General features: G+C 71.8%; 19 protein-coding genes. 13 read left to right on the forward strand and 6 right to left on the reverse strand.

Annotated features, from left to right (window positions below; genetic code table 11):
- Nucleotides 1–221 precede the first annotated feature (221 nt).
- The 10 genes from ACZ4W5_RS05520 (at nt 222) to ACZ4W5_RS05565 (ending at nt 10,184) form a co-directional block, all read left to right on the forward strand.
- Nucleotides 222–665 (forward strand): Rieske (2Fe-2S) protein, encoded by a 444-nt coding sequence (locus ACZ4W5_RS05520; protein ID WP_360236088.1) that lies wholly within the window; start codon nt 222–224, stop codon nt 663–665.
- A gap of 42 nt (nt 666–707) precedes the next feature.
- A complete protein-coding gene (uvrC, locus tag ACZ4W5_RS05525; RefSeq protein WP_360236091.1) occupies nt 708–2,765 on the forward strand; it encodes an excinuclease ABC subunit UvrC in 2,058 nt (685 codons plus the stop codon).
- A gap of 118 nt (nt 2,766–2,883) precedes the next feature.
- Nucleotides 2,884–3,768: an RNase adapter RapZ gene (gene rapZ, locus ACZ4W5_RS05530; RefSeq protein WP_360236094.1), complete on the forward strand. Its 885-nt coding sequence runs from the start codon at nt 2,884–2,886 to the stop codon at nt 3,766–3,768.
- A gap of 64 nt (nt 3,769–3,832) precedes the next feature.
- Nucleotides 3,833–4,918, forward strand: coding sequence for a gluconeogenesis factor YvcK family protein (locus ACZ4W5_RS05535; RefSeq protein ID WP_465653242.1), 1,086 nt, complete (start codon nt 3,833–3,835; stop codon nt 4,916–4,918).
- The gene (gene whiA / locus ACZ4W5_RS05540) at nt 4,909–5,889 is read left to right on the forward strand and encodes a DNA-binding protein WhiA (protein ID WP_188308910.1); all 981 of its coding nucleotides are present in this window, start codon (nt 4,909–4,911) and stop codon (nt 5,887–5,889) included. The genes ACZ4W5_RS05535 and whiA overlap by 10 nt, the downstream gene beginning before the upstream one ends.
- Before the next feature lie 329 nt (nt 5,890–6,218).
- Nucleotides 6,219–7,223, forward strand: a complete 1,005-nt coding sequence (gene gap / locus ACZ4W5_RS05545; protein WP_360236098.1) for a type I glyceraldehyde-3-phosphate dehydrogenase — start codon at nt 6,219–6,221, stop codon at nt 7,221–7,223.
- A 152-nt stretch (nt 7,224–7,375) separates the two neighbouring features.
- Nucleotides 7,376–8,578 carry a phosphoglycerate kinase gene (locus ACZ4W5_RS05550; protein WP_465653057.1) on the forward strand — a complete coding sequence of 401 codons (1,203 nt, stop codon included), beginning with the start codon at nt 7,376–7,378 and terminating at the stop codon, nt 8,576–8,578.
- A 4-nt stretch (nt 8,579–8,582) separates the two neighbouring features.
- Nucleotides 8,583–9,368 carry a triose-phosphate isomerase gene (gene tpiA / locus ACZ4W5_RS05555; protein ID WP_360236104.1) on the forward strand — a complete coding sequence of 262 codons (786 nt, stop codon included), beginning with the start codon at nt 8,583–8,585 and terminating at the stop codon, nt 9,366–9,368.
- 86 nt (nt 9,369–9,454) lie between these two features.
- Nucleotides 9,455–9,691 carry a preprotein translocase subunit SecG gene (gene secG, locus ACZ4W5_RS05560; protein WP_360236107.1) on the forward strand — a complete coding sequence of 79 codons (237 nt, stop codon included), beginning with the start codon at nt 9,455–9,457 and terminating at the stop codon, nt 9,689–9,691.
- 205 nt (nt 9,692–9,896) lie between these two features.
- Nucleotides 9,897–10,184 (forward strand): RNA polymerase-binding protein RbpA, encoded by a 288-nt coding sequence (locus ACZ4W5_RS05565; RefSeq protein WP_030308030.1) that lies wholly within the window; start codon nt 9,897–9,899, stop codon nt 10,182–10,184.
- Between the two features lie 66 nt (nt 10,185–10,250).
- Here ACZ4W5_RS05565 and pgl read toward each other — a convergent pair whose 3' ends face one another.
- The 5 genes from pgl to tkt all read right to left on the reverse strand — a co-directional run bounded on the left by pgl (nt 10,251) and on the right by tkt (nt 17,073).
- Entirely contained in the window at nt 10,251–11,039 is a 789-nt protein-coding gene (gene pgl, locus ACZ4W5_RS05570) for a 6-phosphogluconolactonase (protein WP_360236110.1), read from the reverse strand.
- Nucleotides 11,036–12,124, reverse strand: coding sequence for a glucose-6-phosphate dehydrogenase assembly protein OpcA (opcA, locus tag ACZ4W5_RS05575; protein WP_465653060.1), 1,089 nt, complete (start codon nt 12,122–12,124; stop codon nt 11,036–11,038). Before opcA ends, pgl begins: the two co-directional genes overlap by 4 nt.
- Nucleotides 12,121–13,677 carry a glucose-6-phosphate dehydrogenase gene (gene zwf / locus ACZ4W5_RS05580; protein WP_360236409.1) on the reverse strand — a complete coding sequence of 519 codons (1,557 nt, stop codon included), beginning with the start codon at nt 13,675–13,677 and terminating at the stop codon, nt 12,121–12,123. Before zwf ends, opcA begins: the two co-directional genes overlap by 4 nt.
- A gap of 63 nt (nt 13,678–13,740) precedes the next feature.
- Complete coding sequence (gene tal, locus ACZ4W5_RS05585) at nt 13,741–14,883, reverse strand: transaldolase (RefSeq protein ID WP_360236116.1); 1,143 nt, start codon at nt 14,881–14,883, stop codon at nt 13,741–13,743.
- Between the two features lie 90 nt (nt 14,884–14,973).
- On the reverse strand, nt 14,974–17,073 hold the full coding sequence (gene tkt, locus ACZ4W5_RS05590; protein WP_465653062.1) for a transketolase: 2,100 nt from the start codon (nt 17,071–17,073) through the stop codon (nt 14,974–14,976).
- A 463-nt stretch (nt 17,074–17,536) separates the two neighbouring features.
- Between tkt and ACZ4W5_RS05595 the strand changes: the two genes are divergently transcribed.
- Nucleotides 17,537–18,484: a heme o synthase gene (locus tag ACZ4W5_RS05595; RefSeq protein WP_360236122.1), complete on the forward strand. Its 948-nt coding sequence runs from the start codon at nt 17,537–17,539 to the stop codon at nt 18,482–18,484.
- Between the two features lie 100 nt (nt 18,485–18,584).
- On the opposite strand, the gene ACZ4W5_RS05600 is transcribed toward ACZ4W5_RS05595, so the two are convergent.
- Nucleotides 18,585–19,226: a DUF2461 domain-containing protein gene (locus tag ACZ4W5_RS05600; protein WP_465653065.1), complete on the reverse strand. Its 642-nt coding sequence runs from the start codon at nt 19,224–19,226 to the stop codon at nt 18,585–18,587.
- Between the two features lie 72 nt (nt 19,227–19,298).
- On the opposite strand from ACZ4W5_RS05600, the gene ACZ4W5_RS05605 reads away from it, so the two are divergent.
- Complete coding sequence (locus ACZ4W5_RS05605; protein ID WP_360236128.1) at nt 19,299–19,637, forward strand: hypothetical protein; 339 nt, start codon at nt 19,299–19,301, stop codon at nt 19,635–19,637.
- A 116-nt stretch (nt 19,638–19,753) separates the two neighbouring features.
- Nucleotides 19,754–19,900 (forward strand): hypothetical protein, encoded by a 147-nt coding sequence (locus ACZ4W5_RS05610; protein ID WP_465653067.1) that lies wholly within the window; start codon nt 19,754–19,756, stop codon nt 19,898–19,900.

The following is a 19,900-nucleotide window of genomic DNA, read 5'->3' on the forward strand; positions in this document are numbered from 1 at the left end:
CCACCGCTCCCCCCCCCCCCCCCCCCCCCCCCCTCCCCCCCCCCCCCCCCCCCCCCCCCCCCCCCCCCCCCCCCCCCCCCCCCACCCACCCCCCCCCCCCCCCCCCCCCCCCCCCCCCCCCCCCCCCCCCCCCCCCCCCCCCCCCCCCCCCCCCCCCGGGGCGGGTGCGGCATAGACTTCCGTGGTCCCTCGCAGCAGCAGCACACCGTAGGAGCGCACCGATGTCCGAGGCCCCCGAGACCAGCCCCGCCACCTCCCGCCGCACCCTGCTCTGCGGAGCCGCGGCCGTGCTGGCGGCCGGCGGCACCGTGGCGGTCACCGGCTGCAGCTCCTCCGCCGGCTCCTCGGACGCCGGCAGCGCCGCCAAGGGTCCGGTGGACCTCGGCCCGGCCTCGGCCGTCCCGGAGGGCGGCGGCAAGGTCTTCCGCGAGCAGAAGATCGTCGTCACCCAGCCGACCGCCGGCCAGTACAAGGCGTTCAGCGCCAAGTGCACCCACGCCGGCTGCATCGTGGACCAGGTCAAGAACCAGCAGATCCAGTGCCCCTGCCACGGCAGCCGGTTCGCCATCGCCGACGGCGCGGTGCAGGACGGCCCGGCCCCCACCCCGCTGCCCTCCTACGCGGTCACGGTCGAGGGCGGCAACCTCAAGGTGACCCCGAGCTGAAGCAGTTGATCGACTTCCAGCCGAACTCGGTACGGTGGACCCATGGCTGACCCGAGCACCTACCGCCCGGCGCCGGGCGCGATCCCGACCTCCCCGGGCGTCTACAAGTTCCGTGACGCCCACGGCCGGGTCATCTACGTCGGCAAGGCCAAGAGCCTGCGGCCGCGGCTGTCGTCCTACTTCCAGGACCTCGCCGGTCTGCACCCGCGCACCGCGACCATGGTGACCACCGCCGCCTCGGTGGAGTGGACCGTGGTCGCCACCGAGGTCGAGGCGCTCCAGCTGGAGTACTCCTGGATCAAGGAGTTCGACCCCCGGTTCAACGTCAAGTACCGCGACGACAAGAGCTATCCGGAACTCGCCGTCACCCTCGACGAGGAGTACCCGCGGGTCCAGGTGATGCGCGGGGCGCACAAGAAGGGCGTGCGCTACTTCGGCCCCTACGGGCACGCCTGGGCCATCCGCGAGACCGTCGACCTGCTGCTGCGCGTCTTCCCCGTCCGCACCTGCTCCAACGGCGTGTTCAAGCGCGCCCGGCAGGTCGGCCGCCCCTGCCTGCTCGGCTACATCGGCAAGTGCGCCGCGCCCTGCGTCGGCAGGGTCTCCGCGGACGAACACCGGGCGCTGGCCGAGGACTTCTGCGACTTCATGGCCGGGCGCACCGGCAACTACCTGCGCCGGCTGGAAGAGCAGATGCAGGAGGCCGCGGCCGAGATGGAGTACGAGAAGGCGGCCCGGCTGCGGGACGACATCGGCGCCCTCAAGCGCGCGATGGAGAAGAACGCCATCGTGCTCGCCGACGCCACCGACGCCGACCTGCTGGCCGTGGCCGAGGACGAACTGGAGGCCGCCGTCCAGATCTTCCACGTCCGCGGCGGCCGGGTGCGCGGCCAGCGCGGCTGGGTCACCGACAAGGTCGAGGACGTGGACACCGCCGGCCTGGTCGAGCACGCCCTCCAGCAGCTCTACGGCGGCGCCGGCCCGGACGAGCGCAACGAGTCCGTCCCGCGCGAGGTGCTCGTCCCCGCCCTGCCCGAACCGGCCGCCCCCGTCCGGGAGTGGCTCAGCGGGCTGCGCGGCAGCCAGGTCGACCTGCGGATCCCGCAGCGCGGCGACAAGAAGGACCTGATGGCCACCGTGCAGCGCAACGCCCAACAGGCGCTGGCCCTGCACAAGACCAAGCGCGCCTCCGACCTCACCACCCGCAGCCGCGCCCTCCAGGAGATCGCCGACGCGCTGGAGCTGGACTCCGTCCCGCTGCGGATCGAGTGCTACGACATCTCCCACCTCCAGGGCGAGGACGTGGTCGCCTCCATGGTGGTCTTCGAGGACGGCCTGGCCCGCAAGAGCGAGTACCGGCGCTTCCAGATCAAGGGCTTCGAGGGCCAGGACGACGTCCGCTCGATGCACGAGGTGATCAGCCGCCGCTTCCGCCGCTACCTCCAGGAGCGCGAGCAGACCGGCGAGTGGGCCGTCCCGGAGGAGCCCGACGAGGACCAGCCGGGCGACGGCCCGCGCACCGAGGACGGCCGCCCCAAGCGCTTCGCCTACCCGCCGCAGCTGCTGGTGGTCGACGGCGGCCAGCCGCAGGTCGCCGCCGCCCAGCGGGCCCTGGCGGAACTCGGCATCGACGACGTCGCGCTGTGCGGCCTCGCCAAGCGCCTGGAGGAGGTGTGGCTGCCCGGCGAGGACGACCCGGTCGTGCTGCCCCGCTCCAGCGAGGGCCTCTACCTGCTCCAGCGGGTCCGCGACGAGGCCCACCGCTTCGCGATCGGCTACCAGCGCGCCAAGCGTTCCAAGCGACTCACCGCCGGGGAGCTGGACTCCGTCCCGGGCCTCGGCGAGACTCGCCGCCAGGCGCTGCTCAAGCACTTCGGCTCGCTGAAGAAGCTCCGGGCCGCCACCGTGGACGAGCTCTGCGCGGTACCCGGCATCGGGCGCCGCACCGCGGAAACTGTTGCGGCGGCGTTGTCGTCCCGTACACCCGCCGCACCCGCGGTCAACACCGCGACCGGCGAGATCATCGAGGACGGGGCCGACGAGGCCGCCGAGCCGGTGGCCGCAGCACCCCAGACCGCACCATCCCAGGAGACGCCATGACGGCCGACGCCGCCCGTCTGTCGGCGCGCCCCGACCCCGCCCGACTGTCCGGGACGGGGAAGAGCGGCCGTGCCGTGCGCGTTCTCCCCAGCAGAAAGACCGAGAGCGGGGAACCGAAGTGACCGTGTCAGACGTGGCCGAGAACGCGCCGGAGCTGGTGATCATCTCCGGCATGTCCGGAGCCGGCCGCTCCACCGCCGCCAAGTGCCTGGAGGACCTGGGCTGGTTCGTGGTGGACAACCTGCCGCCGGCCCTGATCCCGACCATGGTCGACCTGGGCGCCCGCTCCCAGGGCAACGTCGCCCGGATCGGCGTCGTCGTGGACGTCCGCGGCCGCCAGTTCTTCGACGACCTGCTCACCTCGCTGGACGAGCTGGAGAAGCGCGGCGTCCGGCTCCGGGTGGTCTTCCTGGACTCCTCCGACGAGGCGCTGGTCCGCCGCTTCGAGAGCGTGCGCCGCCCGCACCCGCTGCAGGCCGACGGCCGGATCGTGGACGGCATCGCCCAGGAGCGCGACCTGCTGCGCGACCTGCGCGGCGAGGCCGACCTGGTGATCGACACCTCCAACCTCAACGTGCACCAGCTGCGCGCCAAGCTGGACGCCCAGTTCGCCGACCACGACGAGCCCGAGCTGCGCGCCACCGTGATGTCCTTCGGCTTCAAGTACGGCCTGCCGGTCGACGCCGACCTGGTGGTGGACTGCCGCTTCCTGCCGAACCCGCACTGGGTGCCCGAGCTGCGGGCCCGTACCGGCACCGACTCGGACGTCGCCGACTACGTGTTCCAGCAGCCCGGTGCCAACGAGTTCCTGAACGGCTACGCCGAGCTGCTGCGCATCGTCACCGAGGGTTACCGCAGGGAGGGGAAGCGCTACATGACGCTTGCCGTAGGCTGCACCGGTGGCAAGCACCGCAGCGTCGCCATGTCCGAGCGTCTGACCAAGCGTCTCATCGCCGACGGAGTCGAGACGGTGCTCGTCCACCGTGACATGGGTCGGGAGTAACCGCCGCCTTCCCTGCCGGGCCGCCGGCGGTGCCGGTGGCGGGGCCGAGGAACGCGAGGTGATTGTGGCGGGATACGTGCCCGGGCGACAGCTGCAGAGCAGGACCGCGGAGCGGGCGGCCGGCCCGTGGCCGGGTCGGCCGCGGAGCAGTCCCGCCCGGGCCAATCCGGCCCCCCGGATCACCGCGCTCGGCGGCGGCCAGGGCCTGTCCGCCTCGCTGTCCGCGCTGCGCCGGCTCACCAGCGACCTCACCGCGGTGGTCACCGTCGCCGACGACGGCGGCTCCAGCGGGCGGCTGCGCGAGGAGCTGGGGGTGCTGCCGCCCGGCGACCTGCGCAAGGCGCTGGCCGCGCTGTGCGGGGACGACGACTGGGGCCGCACCTGGTCCGAGGTGATCCAGCAGCGCTTCACCGGCAACGGCGAGCTGGGCGGCCACGCCGTCGGCAACCTGCTGATCGTGGCGCTCTGGGAGAAGCTCGGCGACCCGGTCGCGGCGCTGGACTGGGTCGGCCGGCTGCTGAACGTCCAGGGCCGGGTGCTGCCGATGTCGGCGGTGCCGCTGGACATCGAGGCCACCGTGCGCGGCCACGACCCGGCCCGCCCGGCCGAGGTCACGGCCGTCCGCGGCCAGGCCGACGTGGCCGTCACCCCCGGCACCGTGCAGTCGATCCGGCTGCTGCCGGACGAGCCGCCGGCCGTCCCGGAGGCGGTCACGGCGGTCCGGGAGGCGGACTGGGTGGTGCTCGGCCCCGGCTCCTGGTTCACCAGCGTGCTGCCGCACCTGCTGGTGCCCGAGCTGGCCAAGGCGCTGGTGGAGACCCGCGCCCGCCGACTGCTCACGCTGAACCTGGCCCCGCAGCCCGGGGAGACCGAGGGCTTCACCCCGCAGCGCCACCTGGAGGTCATCGCCGACCACGCTCCCGACCTGGTGGTGGATGCGATCCTGGTGGACGAGCGCGCCGTCACGGGCGGCGCCTTCGGCCAGGCGGACCTGGCCGGACTGGAGAAGGCCGCCGAGCGGATGGGTGCCGCTCTGGTGCTCGGCACGGTGGCCCGCACCGACGGCACCCCGCGACACGACCCGGAGCTGTTGGCAGCCGCGTACGACCGGATTTTCCGGACACATGGAAGGATCGGGCCATGGCGATGACTCCAGCGGTGAAGGACGAGATCAGCCGGCTCCCGGTCACCCGGGCCTGCTGTCGCAAGGCTGAGGTGTCGGCGATCCTGCGGTTCGCGGGCGGGCTGCACATCGTGAGCGGCCGCATCGTGATCGAGGCGGAGCTGGACACCGGCGCGGCGGCGCGGCGGCTGCGCAAGGACCTGCTGGAGATCTTCGGGCACTCCTCCGACCTCGTGGTGATGGCGCCCGGCGGCCTGCGGCGCGGCAGCCGCTTCGTCGTCCGGGTGGTCAAGGACGGCGAGCTGCTCGCGCGCCAGACCGGCCTGGTGGACGGCCGCGGCCGGCCGATCCGGGGCCTGCCCCCGGCGGTCGTCTCCGGGGCCACCTGTGACGCCGAGGCCGCCTGGCGCGGGGCCTTCCTGGCGCACGGCTCGCTCACCGAGCCGGGCCGCTCCTCCTCGCTGGAGATCACCTGCCCCGGCTCGGAGGCGGCGCTGGCCCTGGTCGGCGCGGCCCGCCGGCTCGGCATCCCGGCCAAGGCCCGCGAGGTGCGCGGGGTGGACCGGGTGGTCATCCGCGACGGTGACGCGATCGGCGCGCTGCTGACCCGCCTCGGGGCGCACGAGTCGGTGCTCGCCTGGGAGGAGCGCCGGATGCGGCGCGAGGTCCGGGCCACCGCCAACCGGCTCGCCAACTTCGACGACGCCAACCTGCGCCGATCGGCCCGCGCCGCGGTGGCGGCCGGCGCCCGGGTGCAGCGCGCGTTGGAGATCCTCGGCGAGGAGGTGCCCGAGCACCTGGCGGCGGCCGGCCAGCTGCGGATGCAGCACAAGCAGGCCTCGCTGGAGGAGCTGGGCGCGCTCGCCGACCCGCCGCTGACCAAGGACGCGGTGGCCGGCCGGATCCGCCGCCTGCTGGCGATGGCCGACAAGCGGGCGGCCGAGCTGGGCCTGCCGAGTACCGAGGCCAACCTGACCGACGAGATGGCGCTGAACTAGCTCCGAACCGCTGCGGCCGGTGTCCGGATTCCGGGCACCGGCCGCAGCTGTGTCCGGGAGCGGGCGGGAGCGGACGGGAGCGGACGGGGGCGGACGGGGTCCGACCGGGGGCCGGACGGCGATCCGAAATTGGTCAAGACCACTTGACCAGGACCAACGGCCCCGGCGGGCGGGGACGGAGGGCCCGGATACGCGCCACGCCACGTCTTGCCAGGTGGCGCGATGTGCCCTCCCAGGGTCGGGAGAGGTAGGGTCGTAGGCGGTCGGGGACTTCCCAAATCTCATCCCCGTCGGCTCAGCGCCGGCGTACCTAACGAGGAGATCGGTTCGTGACGATCCGGGTAGGCATCAACGGCTTCGGCCGCATCGGCCGCAACTTCTTCCGCGCCGTCAAGGCCCAGGGCGCGGACATCGAGATCGTCGGTGTCAACGACCTCACCGACACGAAGACCCTGGCTCACCTGCTCAAGTACGACACCACCCTGGGCACCTTCCCGGGCGAGGTCTCGCACACCGAGGACAGCATCACCGTCGACGGCCACACCTTCAAGGTGACCGCCGAGCGTGACCCGGCCAACCTGCCGTGGGCCGCCCTGGGCGCCGACATCGTCGTCGAGTCCACCGGCATCTTCACCAAGGCCGAGGCCGCGAAGAAGCACCTCGCCGCCGGCGCGAAGAAGGTCATCATCTCGGCGCCCGCCACCGACGAGGACGTCACCATCGTCCTGGGTGTCAACGACGAGAAGTACGACGCCGCCAACCACCACATCATCTCCAACGCCTCCTGCACCACGAACTGCGTGGCGCCGATGGCGAAGGTGCTGAACGAGGCGTTCGGCATCGTCAAGGGTCTGATGACCACCGTCCACGCGTTCACCAACGACCAGGTGACCCTGGACTTCCCGCACAAGGACCTGCGCCGTGCTCGTGCGGCCTCGCAGAACATCATCCCGACCTCGACCGGTGCCGCCAAGGCGACCGCCCTGGTCCTGCCGGAGCTGAAGGGCAAGCTGGACGGCACCTCGCTGCGCGTCCCGGTCCCGACCGGCTCCATCACCGACCTGGTCGTCACCCTGGAGCGCGAGGTCACCAAGGAGGAGGTCAACGCGGCCTTCCAGAAGGCGGCGGAGGGTTCCCTCAAGGGCATCCTGGCCTACACCGAGGACCCGATCGTGTCGTCGGACATCGTCAACGACCCGGCCTCCTGCATCTTCGACTCGCAGCTCACCATGGTCCAGGGCAACCAGGTCAAGGTGCTCGGCTGGTACGACAACGAGTGGGGCTACTCGAACCGCGTCGTGGACCTGGTCACCCTCGTCGGTGGCCAGCTCTGACGCAGTGGGAGCTGACGTGATGTAGGGGCGAGGGCCCGGACGGCGACAACGTGCCGACCGGGCCCTCGTTCTGCGTACAAGGACTTCTCAGGCGGCCCCTGCGCCGTGCCGCCTCTGCGCATCAACCATCTCCCCAGGAGACAGAAGAACCCGTGAAGACCATCGAAGACCTGGACGTCGCCGGCAAGCGCGTCTTCGTGCGCGCCGACCTGAACGTCCCGCTGTCGGACGGCCGGATCACCGACGACGGCCGCATCCGCGCCGTGGCGCCGACCATCGCCAAGCTCGTCGAGCGCGGTGCCAGGGTCGTCGTCGCCTCCCACCTCGGCCGCCCCAAGGGTGAGCCGGACCCGCAGTTCTCGCTCGCCCCGGTCGCCGAGCGGCTCGGCGGGATCCTCGGCAAGCCGGTCGCCTTCGCCACCGACACCGTGGGCGAGTCCGCCGCGGCCACCGTCGCCGCGCTGGCCGACGGCGAGGTCGCGCTGCTGGAGAACCTGCGCTTCAACGCCGGCGAGACCAGCAAGGACGACACCGAGCGCAAGGCCTTCGCCGAGCAGCTGGCCGCCCTGGCCGACCTGTACGTCGGCGACGGCTTCGGCGCCGTGCACCGCAAGCACGCCTCGGTGTACGACCTGCCGGCCCTGCTGCCGCACGCCGCCGGCGACCTGATCGCCACCGAGGTCGGCGTGCTCAAGAAGCTCACCGAGGACGTCGAGCGCCCGTACGTCGTCGTGCTCGGCGGCGCCAAGGTGTCCGACAAGCTCGGCGTGATCGACAACCTGCTGGAGAAGGCCGACCGGATCCTGATCGGCGGCGGCATGGCGTACACCTTCCTCAAGGCCCAGGGCCACGAGGTCGGCATCTCGCTGCTGCAGGAGGACCAGATCCCGGTCTGCCTGGAGTACCTGGCCCGGGCCGAGGCGCGCGGCGTCGAGTTCGTGCTGCCGGTGGACGTCCTGGTCTCGCCGGACTTCCCCGACCTCAAGACCAAGGCCCCGGCGAACCCCACGGTCGTCGCCGCGGACGCCATCCCGGCCGACGAGGAGGGCCTGGACATCGGCCCGAAGACCCGCGAGCTGTACGCCTCCAAGCTGGCCGACGCGGGCACGGTGTTCTGGAACGGCCCGATGGGCGTCTTCGAGCACCCCGACTACGCGAACGGCACCAAGGCCGTCGCGCAGGGCCTGCTGGACAGCAACGCGTTCACCGTGGTCGGTGGCGGCGACTCCGCCGCGGCCGTCCGCATCCTGGGCTTCGACGAGACGAAGTTCGGGCACATCTCGACCGGCGGTGGCGCGAGCCTCGAGTACCTGGAGGGCAAGACCCTCCCCGGTCTCGCCGCCCTGGAAGGCTGAAAGCATGACTGAGCGTCTCCCGCTGATGGCGGGCAACTGGAAGATGAACCTCAACCACCTCGAGGCCATCCAGCACACTCAGAAGCTGGCGTTCGCGCTGGCCGACAAGGACTACGAGGCCGTCGAGGTCGCCGTCCTGGTGCCGTTCACCGACCTCCGGTCGGTGCAGACCCTGGTCTTCGGCGACAAGTTGAAGATCAAGTACGGCTCGCAGGACATCTCGCAGCACGACGGCGGCGCCTACACCGGCGAGGTCTCCGGCCCGATGCTGGCCAAGCTCCAGTGCACCTACGCGGTGATCGGCCACTCGGAGCGCCGCCAGTACCACGGCGAGAACGAGGAGATCGTCAACGCCAAGGTCAAGGCCGCCTACCGGGCCGGGGTCACCCCGATCCTGTGCATCGGCGAGCCGCTGGAGATCCGCAAGGCCGGCACCCACGTCGCGTACACCCTGGCCCAGCTGGACGGCGCCCTGGAGGGCGTTCCGGCGGACCAGGCCGAGTCGATCGTGGTCGCCTACGAGCCGGTCTGGGCGATCGGCACCGGCGAGGTGGCCACCCCGGAGGACGCGCAGGAGGTCTGCGCCGCGATCCGGGCCCGCCTGGCCGAGCTGTACAGCGCCGAGCTGGCCGACAAGGTCCGTGTGCTGTACGGCGGTTCGGTCAAGTCGTCGAGCGCGGCCGGCCTGATGGCCAAGCCCGACATCGACGGCGGCCTGATCGGCGGTGCCTCACTGGACGCCGACGAGTTCGTCAAGATCGTGCGCTACCGTGAGCAGGCAGTAGGCTAACGCCGCGCAGCAACGTAGGCTTTGGGGCCGGACCGCCGACAGCGGCCCGGCCCCGTCGCCGAAGATACGAGAGAGTTGGTCCGGTCGTGGTTCTCGGGTTCTCGATTGCCCTGATCATCTTCAGCCTGCTGATGATCCTGCTGGTGCTCCTGCACAAGGGGAAGGGCGGCGGCCTGTCGGACATGTTCGGCGGCGGTGCGATGTCCACCGGCGGCGGTTCGGCGGTGGCCGAGCGCAACCTGGACCGCATCACCATCGTGGTCGGCATCGGCTGGTTCGCCTCGATCATCGCGCTGGGCCTGATCCTGAAGTACAAGAGCTGACACAGCCCTGACGCCCCGTCGCCCGAGCGCCTATCCTGGGACGGTCGGGGGCGGAGGCGATGGTGGCGGAACCTTAAGTCCTGCTTACACTAGGACGACTTTCGCCACCGACGCGCACCGCGGCGGGTCGGCGCACCAGCACGCAGGGAGTCAGACCGTGGCAAGTGGCAACGCCATCCGTGGGAGCAGGGTCGGGGCAGGCCCGATGGGGGAGGCGGAGCGCGGCGAGTCCGCTCCGCGCAACAGGATCTCCTTCTGGTGCGCCAACAAGCACGAGACGCGCCCCAGCTTCGCCGCCGAGGCCGTCATCCCGGACACCTGGGACTGCCCGCGCTGCGGCTTCCCGGCCGGGCAGGACGAGCACAACCCGCCGGCTCCCTCGCGCAACGAGCCGTACAAGACCCACCTCGCCTACGTCCGGGAGCGGCGCACCGACGCCGACGGCGAGGCGATCCTCGCCGAGGCGCTGGCCAAGCTGCGCGGCGAGATCTGAGGAGCTGACGACAAAGGGCGCCACCCGTCGAGTGACGGGGGCGCCCTTCGGCGTTCTCCGCGGCTCCTAGGCCGAGGCCGGCGGGTACAGCTGCGGCGGGATCCGCTCGGCGGCGGCGCGGTCCAGCAGCCACAGGGTGCGGCTGCGGCCGTACGCGCCGGAGGCGGGCGCCTGGAGCTCACCGGGGCCGGACAGGGCCAGCGCGACCGCGCCCGCCTTGTCCTCGCCGGCGGCCAGCAGCCAGACCTCGCGGGCCGCCCGGATCGCCGGGAGGGTGAGCGAGACCCGGGTCGGCGGGGGCTTGGGGGCCCCGCGCACGCCGACCACGGTCAGCTCGGTCTCCCGCACGCCCGGGTGCTCCGGGAAGAGCGAGGCGACGTGGGTGTCCGGGCCGACGCCGAGCAGCAGCACGTCGAAGGCCGGGACGCCGAGCCGGTCGCCCGGTCCGGCGGCCTTGGCCAGCTCCTCCGCGTAGCGGGCGGCGGCCGCCTCCACGTCCGAGCCGTCCACCCCGTCCGAGGCGGGCATCTCGTGCACCCGCGCCGGGTCGAGCGGGACGGCGTCCAGCAGCTCGGCGCGGGCCTGGACGGCGTTGCGGTCCGGGTCGGCGGCGGGGACGAAGCGCTCGTCGCCCCACCACAGGTCCAGCCGGGCCCAGTCGACCGCGTCGCGCGCCGGGGAGGCGGCGATCGCGGCCAGCAGGGCGTTGCCGTTGCGGCCGCCGGTGAGCACCACCGAGGCGGTGCCGCGGGCGGCCTGGGCGTCCACGATCCGGGTGATCAGCCGGGCCGCGGCCGCCTGGGCCATCAGCTCCTTGTCCCGGTGGACGACCAGCTGCGGGGTCGCGGCCGTCATGCGCTGCCCTTGGCGGCGCACTTGCCCGCGACCTTCCTCGCGGCGGACTTCTCCGCGTCGGCGGTCACCCGGGCCGGGTTGGCTACCGCGGCGTCGGCGGCCGCGGCCGCCGCGTCGGCGACGGGCACCGCCGCGGCCGCTGGGGCGGTGTGCTCCGAGGGCTCGCGCAGCCGCTCGACGGACGTGCGCACGGCCGTCGAGTAGATGTCGTCCGGGTCCAGCCGGCGCAGCTCCTCGGCGATCAGCTCCGAGGTCTCGCGCCGCTTGAGCGCCACCTGGCGGTCCGGCGAGCCGGGCATGGAGAGCGTGCCCATCAGGCCGTCCGGGCGGTCCAGGGTGATGTCCCCGTCCTTGGTGCGCAGGTGCACCGCGGTGATGCCGGGGCCGCCGGTGACGACCCGCTCGACCGGCACGTTCAGCCGGTTGAGCAGCCACAGGCCGAGCAGCTCGACGCTGGGGTTGTAGGACTCGCCCTCGACCACCACCGAGGTGATGGCGGCCGGCCGCTGGTCCAGCGCGGCGGCCAGCATCGAGCGCCAGCCGGTGATCCGGGTCCAGGCCAGGTCGGTGTCGCCCGGGGTGTAGCTCTGCGAGCGCTGGGCGAGCTGGCCGACCGGGGACTCGGCGGTGACGGCGTCGGTGATCCGGCGCTGGGCGAGCGCGCCCAGCGGGTCCTGCGCCGGGTGCAGCGGCGCGTTGTCCGGCCACCAGACCACGGTCGGGGCGTCCGGCAGCAGCAGCGGCAGGACCACCGACTGGGCGTGCAGGGCGAGTTCGCCGTGCATGCGCAGGATGACCGTTTCTCCGGAGCCGGCGTCCGAGCCGACCAGGATCTCGGCGTCCAGCCGGGTCTCGGCGCGGGCCCGGGGCGAGCGGCCGGCGCGCTTGATCACCGCGAGGGTGCGCATCGGGTGCTCGCGGGAGGCCTCGTTGGCGGCCTTGAGGGCGTCGTAGGCGCTGCCCTCGTCGGTCACGATGACCAGGGTGAGCACCATGCCGGCGGCGGTGGAGCCGCTGGCCCGGCGCGCCTCCATCAGCGCGGCGTTGATCTTGCTGGACGTCGTGTTGGTGAGGTCGATCTTCATGGCCGCCGCCAGCTCCTGCCGTCTCGTGCGAGCATCTCGTCCGCCTCGGCCGGGCCCCAGGTGCCCGCCGCGTACTGGGCGGGCTTGCCGTGGGCGTCCCAGTACTTCTCGATCGGGTCGAGGATCTGCCAGGAGAGCTCGACCTCCTGGTGGCGCGGGAACAGGTTGGCGTCGCCCAGCAGCACGTCGAGGATGAGCCGCTCGTACGCCTCCGGGCTGGACTCGGTGAAGGACTCGCCGTAGGCGAAGTCCATCGTGACGTCCCGGACCTCGAAGGAGGTGCCCGGCACCTTGGAGCCGAACCGCACCGTCACGCCCTCGTCCGGCTGGACCCGGATGACCAGGGCGTTCTGCCCCAGCTCCTCGGTCGCGTAGGAGTCGAACGGCAGGTACGGGGCGCGCTGGAAGACCACCGCGATCTCGGTGACCCGGCGGCCCAGCCGCTTGCCGGTGCGCAGGTAGAACGGGACGCCCGCCCAGCGGCGGTTGTTGATCTCCAGCTTGATGGCCGCGTAGGTGTCGGTCTTGGAGTCCGGGTCGATGCCGTCCTCGTCCAGGTAGCCGACCACCTCCTCGCCGCCCTGCCAGCCGGCCGCGTACTGGCCGCGCACGGTGTGCCGGCCGAGGTCGGCCGGGAGCTTGACGGCGCTGAGCACCTTGAGCTTCTCGGCCACCAGCGCCTTCGGGTGGAAGGACGCCGGCTCCTCGATGGCGGTGAGCGCCATCAGCTGGAGCAGGTGGTTCTGGATGACGTCACGGGCGGAGCCGATGCCGTCGTAGTAGCCGGCCCGGCCGCCGATGCCGATGTCCTCGGCCATGGTGATCTGCACGTGGTCGACGTACGACCGGTTCCAGATCGGCTCGAACATCTGGTTGGCGAAGCGCAGCGCCAGGATGTTCTGGACCGTCTCCTTGCCCAGGTAGTGGTCGATCCGGAAGACCTCGTCGCGCGGGAAGACCTCGTGGACGACCTTGTTGAGCTCCTGGGCGCTCTCCAGGTCGTGGCCGAAGGGCTTCTCGATGACGGCGCGGCGCCAGGAGCCCTGCGGCGGGTCGGCCAGGCCGTGCTTCTTGAGCTGCTGGACGACCGTGGGGAAGAACTTCGGCGGGACGGACAGGTAGAAGGCGAAGTTGCCGCCGGTGCCCTGGGCCTTGTCCAGCTCCTCGATGGTCTCGCGCAGCTTGTCGAAGGCCTCGTCGTCGTCGAAGGTGCCCTGGACGAAGCGCATGCCCTTGGCGAGCTGCTGCCAGACCTCCTCCCGGAACTGGGTCCGGGCGTGCTCCTTGACCGCGTCGTGGACCTCCTTGGCGAAGTCCTCGTCCTCCCACTCGCGGCGGGCGAAGCCCACCAGGGAGAAGCCCGGCGGCAGCAGACCCCGGTTGGCGAGGTCGTAGATGGCCGGCATCAGCTTCTTGCGGGACAGGTCGCCGGTGACCCCGAAGATGACCAGGCCGGACGGCCCCGCGATGCGCGGGAGCCGCCGGTCGGAGGGGTCACGAAGCGGGTTGACGGGGGCGGCCGGGAGGTCGTCCGCGTCCGATTCCGACGTCAACTCGGGGAAATCAGTGCTCACTTGGTGTGCTCCGCTTTCGTGCGCTGGCTGTGTGAGCAGGGGTCACTGCTCGTTGGCGAAGGAGGCCAGCGAGGCGGTGACGGTGTCGAGCAGCTCCTGCCAGGACTGCTCGAACTTCTGCACGCCCTCGTCCTCCAGCACCTGGACGACGTCGTCGTAGTCCACGCCGGCGGCCGCGATGGCGTCCAGGACGGCCTTGGCGTCGGCGTAGTTGGGGACGATGGTGTTGCCGGTGACCACGCCGTGGTCGCCGGTGGCGTCCAGGGTGGCCTCGGGCATGGTGTTGACGGTGCCCGGGGCGACCAGCTCGGTGACGTACAGGGTGTCCGGCAGGGCCGGGTCCTTGACGCCGGTCGAGGCCCACAGCGGGCGCTGCGGCTTGGCGCCGGCGGCCTCCAGGGCCTTCCAGCGGGCGCTGCCGGCGGTCTTGCCGTCGACCGAGCCGAAGACCTCCTCGTACGCCTGGTAGGCGAGGCGGGCGTTGGCCAGCGCGGCCTTGGAGCGCAGGTCCTTGGCCTCGCCGCCGACCTTGTCCAGGCGCTTGTCGATCTCGGTGTCCACGCGGGACACGAAGAAGGAGGCGACCGACTCGATCTGGGAGAGGTCCAGGCCCTTGGCCTTGGCGGCCTCCAGGCCGGTCAGGTAGGCGTCCATGACGGCCTTGTAGCGCTCCAGCGAGAAGATCAGCGTGACGTTGACGCTGATGCCCAGGCCGATGACCGAGGCGATGGCCGGCAGGCCGGCCTTGGTGGCGGGGATCTTGATCAGGACGTTCGGGCGGTCGACCAGCCACCACAGCTGCTTGGCCTCGGCCACGGTCGGGGCGGTCTCGTGCGCCAGGCGCGGGTCGACCTCGATGGAGACCCGGCCGTCGCGGCCGTTGGAGGCGTCGTAGACCGGGCGCAGCACGTCGGCGGCGTCGCGCACGTCCGAGGTGGTGATCATGCGGATCGCCTCGTCGGTGGTGACCCCGCGGACGGCGAGGTCGCGCAGCTGGCCGTCGTAGGAGCTGTCGCCGCTGCCGGCGATGGCCTTCTGGAAGATGGTCGGGTTGGTGGTGACACCCACCACGTGCTTGTTCTGCACCAGCTCGGCCAGGTTGCCGGAGTTCAGCCGCGCGCGGCTGAGGTCGTCCAGCCAGATCGCAACGCCTTCGTCGCTGAGGCGCTTCAGTGCGTCAGTCATGGTGCTTCAGTCCTTCGTCTTCTTCTGCTTCGTGGGGTAGTCAGAGGGGGCCGCGTGCCCGCGTGCGGGCGGGCACGCGGCCCGGACGCGTTAGCGGTTGACGGCTTCGAGGGAGCGCAGGGCGTTGTGCGCCTCGGCGACCACGCGCTCGGCGGTCAGGCCGAACTTCTCGAACAGCACCTTGTAGTCGGCGGAGGCACCGAAGTGCTCCAGCGAGACGATCCGGCCGTGGTCGCCGACCAGCTCGCGCCAGCCCTGGGCGATGCCGGCCTCGACCGAGACGCGGGCCTTGACCGACGGCGGCAGCACGCTGTCGCGGTAGGCCTGGTCCTGCTCCTGGAACCACTCGAAGGACGGGACCGAGACCACGCGGGTCGCGATGCCCTCGGCCTCCAGGACCTCGCGGGCCTGGACGGCCAGCTGGACCTCGGAGCCGGTGCCCAGCAGGATCAGCTGCGGGTCGCCGTTGCCGGCCTCGGCCAGCACGTAGGCGCCCTTGGCGGTGCCCTCGGCGGAGGCGAAGACCTCGCGGTCGAAGGTCGGGACGTTCTGGCGGGTGAGCGCGAGGCCGACCGGGCCGGGGTGGCTGGTCTGGCGCTCGATCACGGTGCGCCAGGCGACGGCCGTCTCGTTGGCGTCGGCCGGGCGGACCATGGCCAGGCCCGGGATGGCGCGCAGCGAGGCCATGTGCTCCACCGGCTGGTGGGTCGGGCCGTCCTCGCCGAGGCCGATCGAGTCGTGCGTCCAGACGTAGGTGACCGGCAGCTTCATCAGCGCGGCCAGGCGCACGGCCGGGCGCATGTAGTCGGCGAAGACCAGGAAGGTGCCGCCGTACACACGGGTCTTGCCGTGCAGGGCGATGCCGTTCATGGTCGAGCCCATGGCGTGCTCGCGGATGCCGAAGTGGATCGTCCGGCCGTACGGGCTGGCCGACTTCAGCGGGTTGCCCTCGGGGAGGAAGGAGCTGTCCTCGTCGATGGTGGTGAGGTTGGACTCCGCGAGGTCGGCCGAGCCGCCCCACAGCTCCGGGATCACCGCGCCGAGCGCCTTGAGGGTCTCGCCGGAGGCCTTGCGGGTGGCGACGTCCTTGCCGGCCGGGAAGGAGGGGACGGCCTTCTTCCAGCCCTCGGGCAGCTCGCCGGCCTGGATGCGGTCGAACTCGGCGGCCCGGTGCGGGTTGGCCGCGCGCCAGGCGTCGAAGCCCTGCTGCCACTGGTCGCGGGCGGCCTTGCCGCGCTTGATGACCTGGCGGGCGTGCTCGATGACCTGGTCGCTGACCTCGAAGGTCTTCTCCGGGTCGAAGCCCAGGACCTTCTTGGTGGCGGCGATCTCGGCGGCACCGAGCGCGGAGCCGTGCGCCTTGGCGGTGTTCTGGGCGTCCGGGGCCGGCCAGGCGATGATCGTGCGCATCGCGATCAGCGACGGGCGGGAGGTCTCGGCCTTGGCGGCGGCCAGCGCACCGGCGAGGGCCTCGACGTCGATGTCGCCGTTGGCCTTCGGGGTGACCCGCTGGACGTGCCAGCCGTACGCCTCGTAGCGCTTGAGGACGTCCTCGGAGAAGGCGGTCTCGGTGTCGCCCTCGATCGAGATGTGGTTGTCGTCGTACAGGGCGACCAGGTTGCCCAGCTTCTGGTGGCCGGCCAGCGAGGACGCCTCGGCCGAGATGCCCTCCTCCAGGTCGCCGTCGGAGACGATGGCCCAGATGGTGTGGTCGAAGGGGGACTCGCCGGCCGCCGCCTCCGGGTCGAACAGGCCGCGCTCGTAGCGGGCGGCCATCGCCATGCCGACCGCGTTCGCGATGCCCTGGCCGAGCGGGCCGGTGGTGGTCTCCACGCCCGCGGTGTGGCCGTGCTCCGGGTGGCCCGGGGTGCGGCTGCCGGCCACGCGGAAGGCCTTGAGGTCGTCCAGCTCCAGGCCGTAGCCCGAGAAGTACAGCTGGGTGTAGAGCGTCAGGCTGGTGTGGCCGGGGGAGAGGACGAAGCGGTCGCGGCCGACCCAGGCCGGGTCGGTCGGGTCGTGGCGCAGGAAGCGCTGGAAGATCAGGTAGGCGGCCGGGGCCAGCGACATGGCCGTCCCGGGGTGCCCGTTGCCGACCTTCTGGACAGCGTCCATCGCCAGGACCCGCGCCGTGTCAACCGTGCGCTCGTCCAGGTCGCTCCACTCGAATGCGTTCTTCGGCGCAGTGCTCACCCTGTCTCAGGGCTCCTTCCATTGTGAAGAGTGACCCCGTGAATGGGGACCGGGTCGGCCACGGCGCTGTGGTCCCGACTGTGGATGGTGCCGGTCACGGAGGGTAGATCCCGCTTCTGCGTGCGAGCCTACCGTCCGGGCCGGGGCTCACCCTCCGTGCCGGGACAACCGGGATTTCCGCATGGTGATTCCCACTAGGGCGTTCTGATCCGTTTCGTCCCAGGCTCTCCCGATTCGGCTGGGCGCGCCGCCCGGGTGGTCGGGACGGGTTGCGCGGGCGCCGCGGAGGCGCTTCGTGGCTTCACCCAGTCGGTTGACCCGGGGGCGGGCCGTCCGCCCCGCCGGGGGACCCCGGAGCCGGTTGGGATGTATGGAGCGTCTATGGTGTCGTGGTACGCGCAGAGCGGACGATTCGGGACCCTTCGTTCCTGTGGACGCCTGCGAAGTTTCATCTTCAGTTGGGGTGTTAGTGACCGCCGTCGAAACCCGTCCCGCCGGGGTCACCGGGGCGACTCCTGCGCACCGGCCCATCGGGGCCCGTGTCGGCGCGTTCGTCGCACTGACCAAGCCGCGGATCATCGAGCTGCTGCTGATGAGCACCGTGCCGGTGATGTTCCTCGCCCAGCAGGGCGTGCCGAACATGCTGCTGGTGCTCAAGGTCGTGGTCGGCGGCTACCTCTCGGCGGGCGGCGCCAACGCCCTCAACATGTACATCGACCGCGACATCGACGCACTGATGTCCCGCACCGAGCGGCGGCCGATCGTCACCGGGATGGTGTCCCCGCGCGAGGCCCTGGTCTTCGGCATCGCGCTCGGCGTCCTCTCCACCCTGCTGCTCGGCTTCGGGGTCAACTGGCTCTCCGCCGGACTCGCGCTCGGCGCGCTGCTGTTCTACGTGTTCGTCTACACGCTGGGGCTCAAGCGGCGCACCTCGCAGAACATCGTCTGGGGCGGCATCGCCGGCTGCATGCCGGTGCTGATCGGCTGGTCCTCGGTGACCGACTCGGTGTCCTGGGCGGCGGTCGCGCTGTTCCTGGTGGTCTTCTTCTGGACCCCGCCGCACACCTGGGTGCTGTCGATGAAGGTGCGCGACGACTACGAGCGGGCCGGCGTGCCGATGCTGCCGGTCGTCAAGGGCAACGTGGCGGTCGGCAAGCAGGTCGTCGCCTACTCCTGGGTGATGGTCGCGGTCTCGCTGGCGGTCTGGCCGCTCGGGCACATGAGCTGGCTGTACCCGGTCGCCGCGGTGCTGCTCGGCGGGTTCTGGCTGCGGGAGGCGCACGCGCTGTACGGGCGGGCCAAGGCCGGGATCGTGGGCGCCAAGCTCAAGGAGATGCGGCTGTTCCACTGGTCGATCACCTATCTGTCGCTGCTGTTCGTGGTGTGTGCGATCGATCCGTTCGTGAAGTAAGGCCCCTGTTCTGGTGTGGGCGAAGAGCCCCGGTCCTGGCGGACCGGGGCTCTTCGCGTTTCTTCTTCGCGTCTCTTCTCTTTGCGTTTCTTCGCGTCTCTCAGCGTCCTGGTAGCTCGGACGGGCCGACGTGGTCGTCCAGCCAGTCCTTGAGCGGCTGGGAGGCGCGCAGGAAGGCGGTGATCCGGGTGTGGGCGGTGCGGGTGCCGAGCCACTTCGCGGGCGGCCACTCCTGCCAGGCCACCAGGCCCTTGTGGCGGAGCAGTTCGATCCGCGGGTGGTCCTTGGGGAAGCCGCGCGGGGCGGTCTTGAGGGAGTCCCGGCCGTGGACGTGCGGGCCGTCCTTCTCCACCCGGGCGATCACCCGCTCCAGTTCGGCACCGCTGACGTCCTCGGCGACGGCGGCGCGGTAGCGGTCCAGCTGGTCCGGGGCGAGCTGGTACATGCCGTTGCCGCAGGCCAGGCCGTCGGCGGAGAGCTGGATGTAGCCGCCGGCCTCCAGGTACGCGCCGATGTGCGTCTTGTACGGGGACTTGTCGGCGCTGAACCGGACGTCGCGGTTGGGGCGGAAGATCTTCCCCGGCCCGAACTCCGGCTCCAGCTCGGCGAGCAGCAGCTCCATGGGCGCCCGTACGACTTGGTCGTACTGCTCCTTGTGGGCCTGCCAGAAGGTCTTGGAATTGTCGGCTTCGAGGTGCTCGTAGAAGTCGAGCGCCTCGGCCGGCCAGCCATTGAACGTCATGGTGTGAGTATGTGTCCCGGTGCACAGGGTGCTCCCGTCGCCAGGTCGCGTACCGGTGGGTAGCATGCGGGCATGAGCAGCGCAGAGACCGCCACCGCCGCCGCGTCGGACGCCCGCACCGAGCGCCGCGCCAAGCGCATCGCCAAGCACCTCACCAGCTTCGCCCAGCAGCACGGCGGCAGCGCCGACGCGGTCGTCGAGTACGTCGGCGGCGTGGCCACCCGCATCGTCGTGGTCGGCGCGGACGGCGCCTGGGGCGACCAGGTCGCCCCCACCTACGCCGTCGGCCGCCGGGCCGCGGAGCTGGCCGGGCTCACCCTGCACGAGAACTTCGAGGGCGAGCTGGGCCTCAAGGTCAAGACCGGCCCGTACGAGTGGAAGCGCATGGCCGGCCTCCAGCTCGGCGGCTGATCGCCCCTCGTTCGAACGCCGACGGCCCGGTTCCCCCTAGAAACGGTGGAACCGGGCCGTTGTCGCTGGTCAGGGGCGTCGGACCGACCGGCGAGGGGCGGCGCTATGGTGCGCGCATGCACTTCATCGTTGTCGGCCTCCGCACCCTTGTGAACGCGATCGTCGACGGCGACCCGCTGTGGCCCGCGGTGACGCTCTTCCTGCTGTCCTTCCCCCTGGCGATCGCCGCCGCGCTGGTCCGCGCCCGCCGCAGGCCGAAGTAG

It is taken from the genome of Kitasatospora sp. NPDC029367, assembly GCF_055569135.1.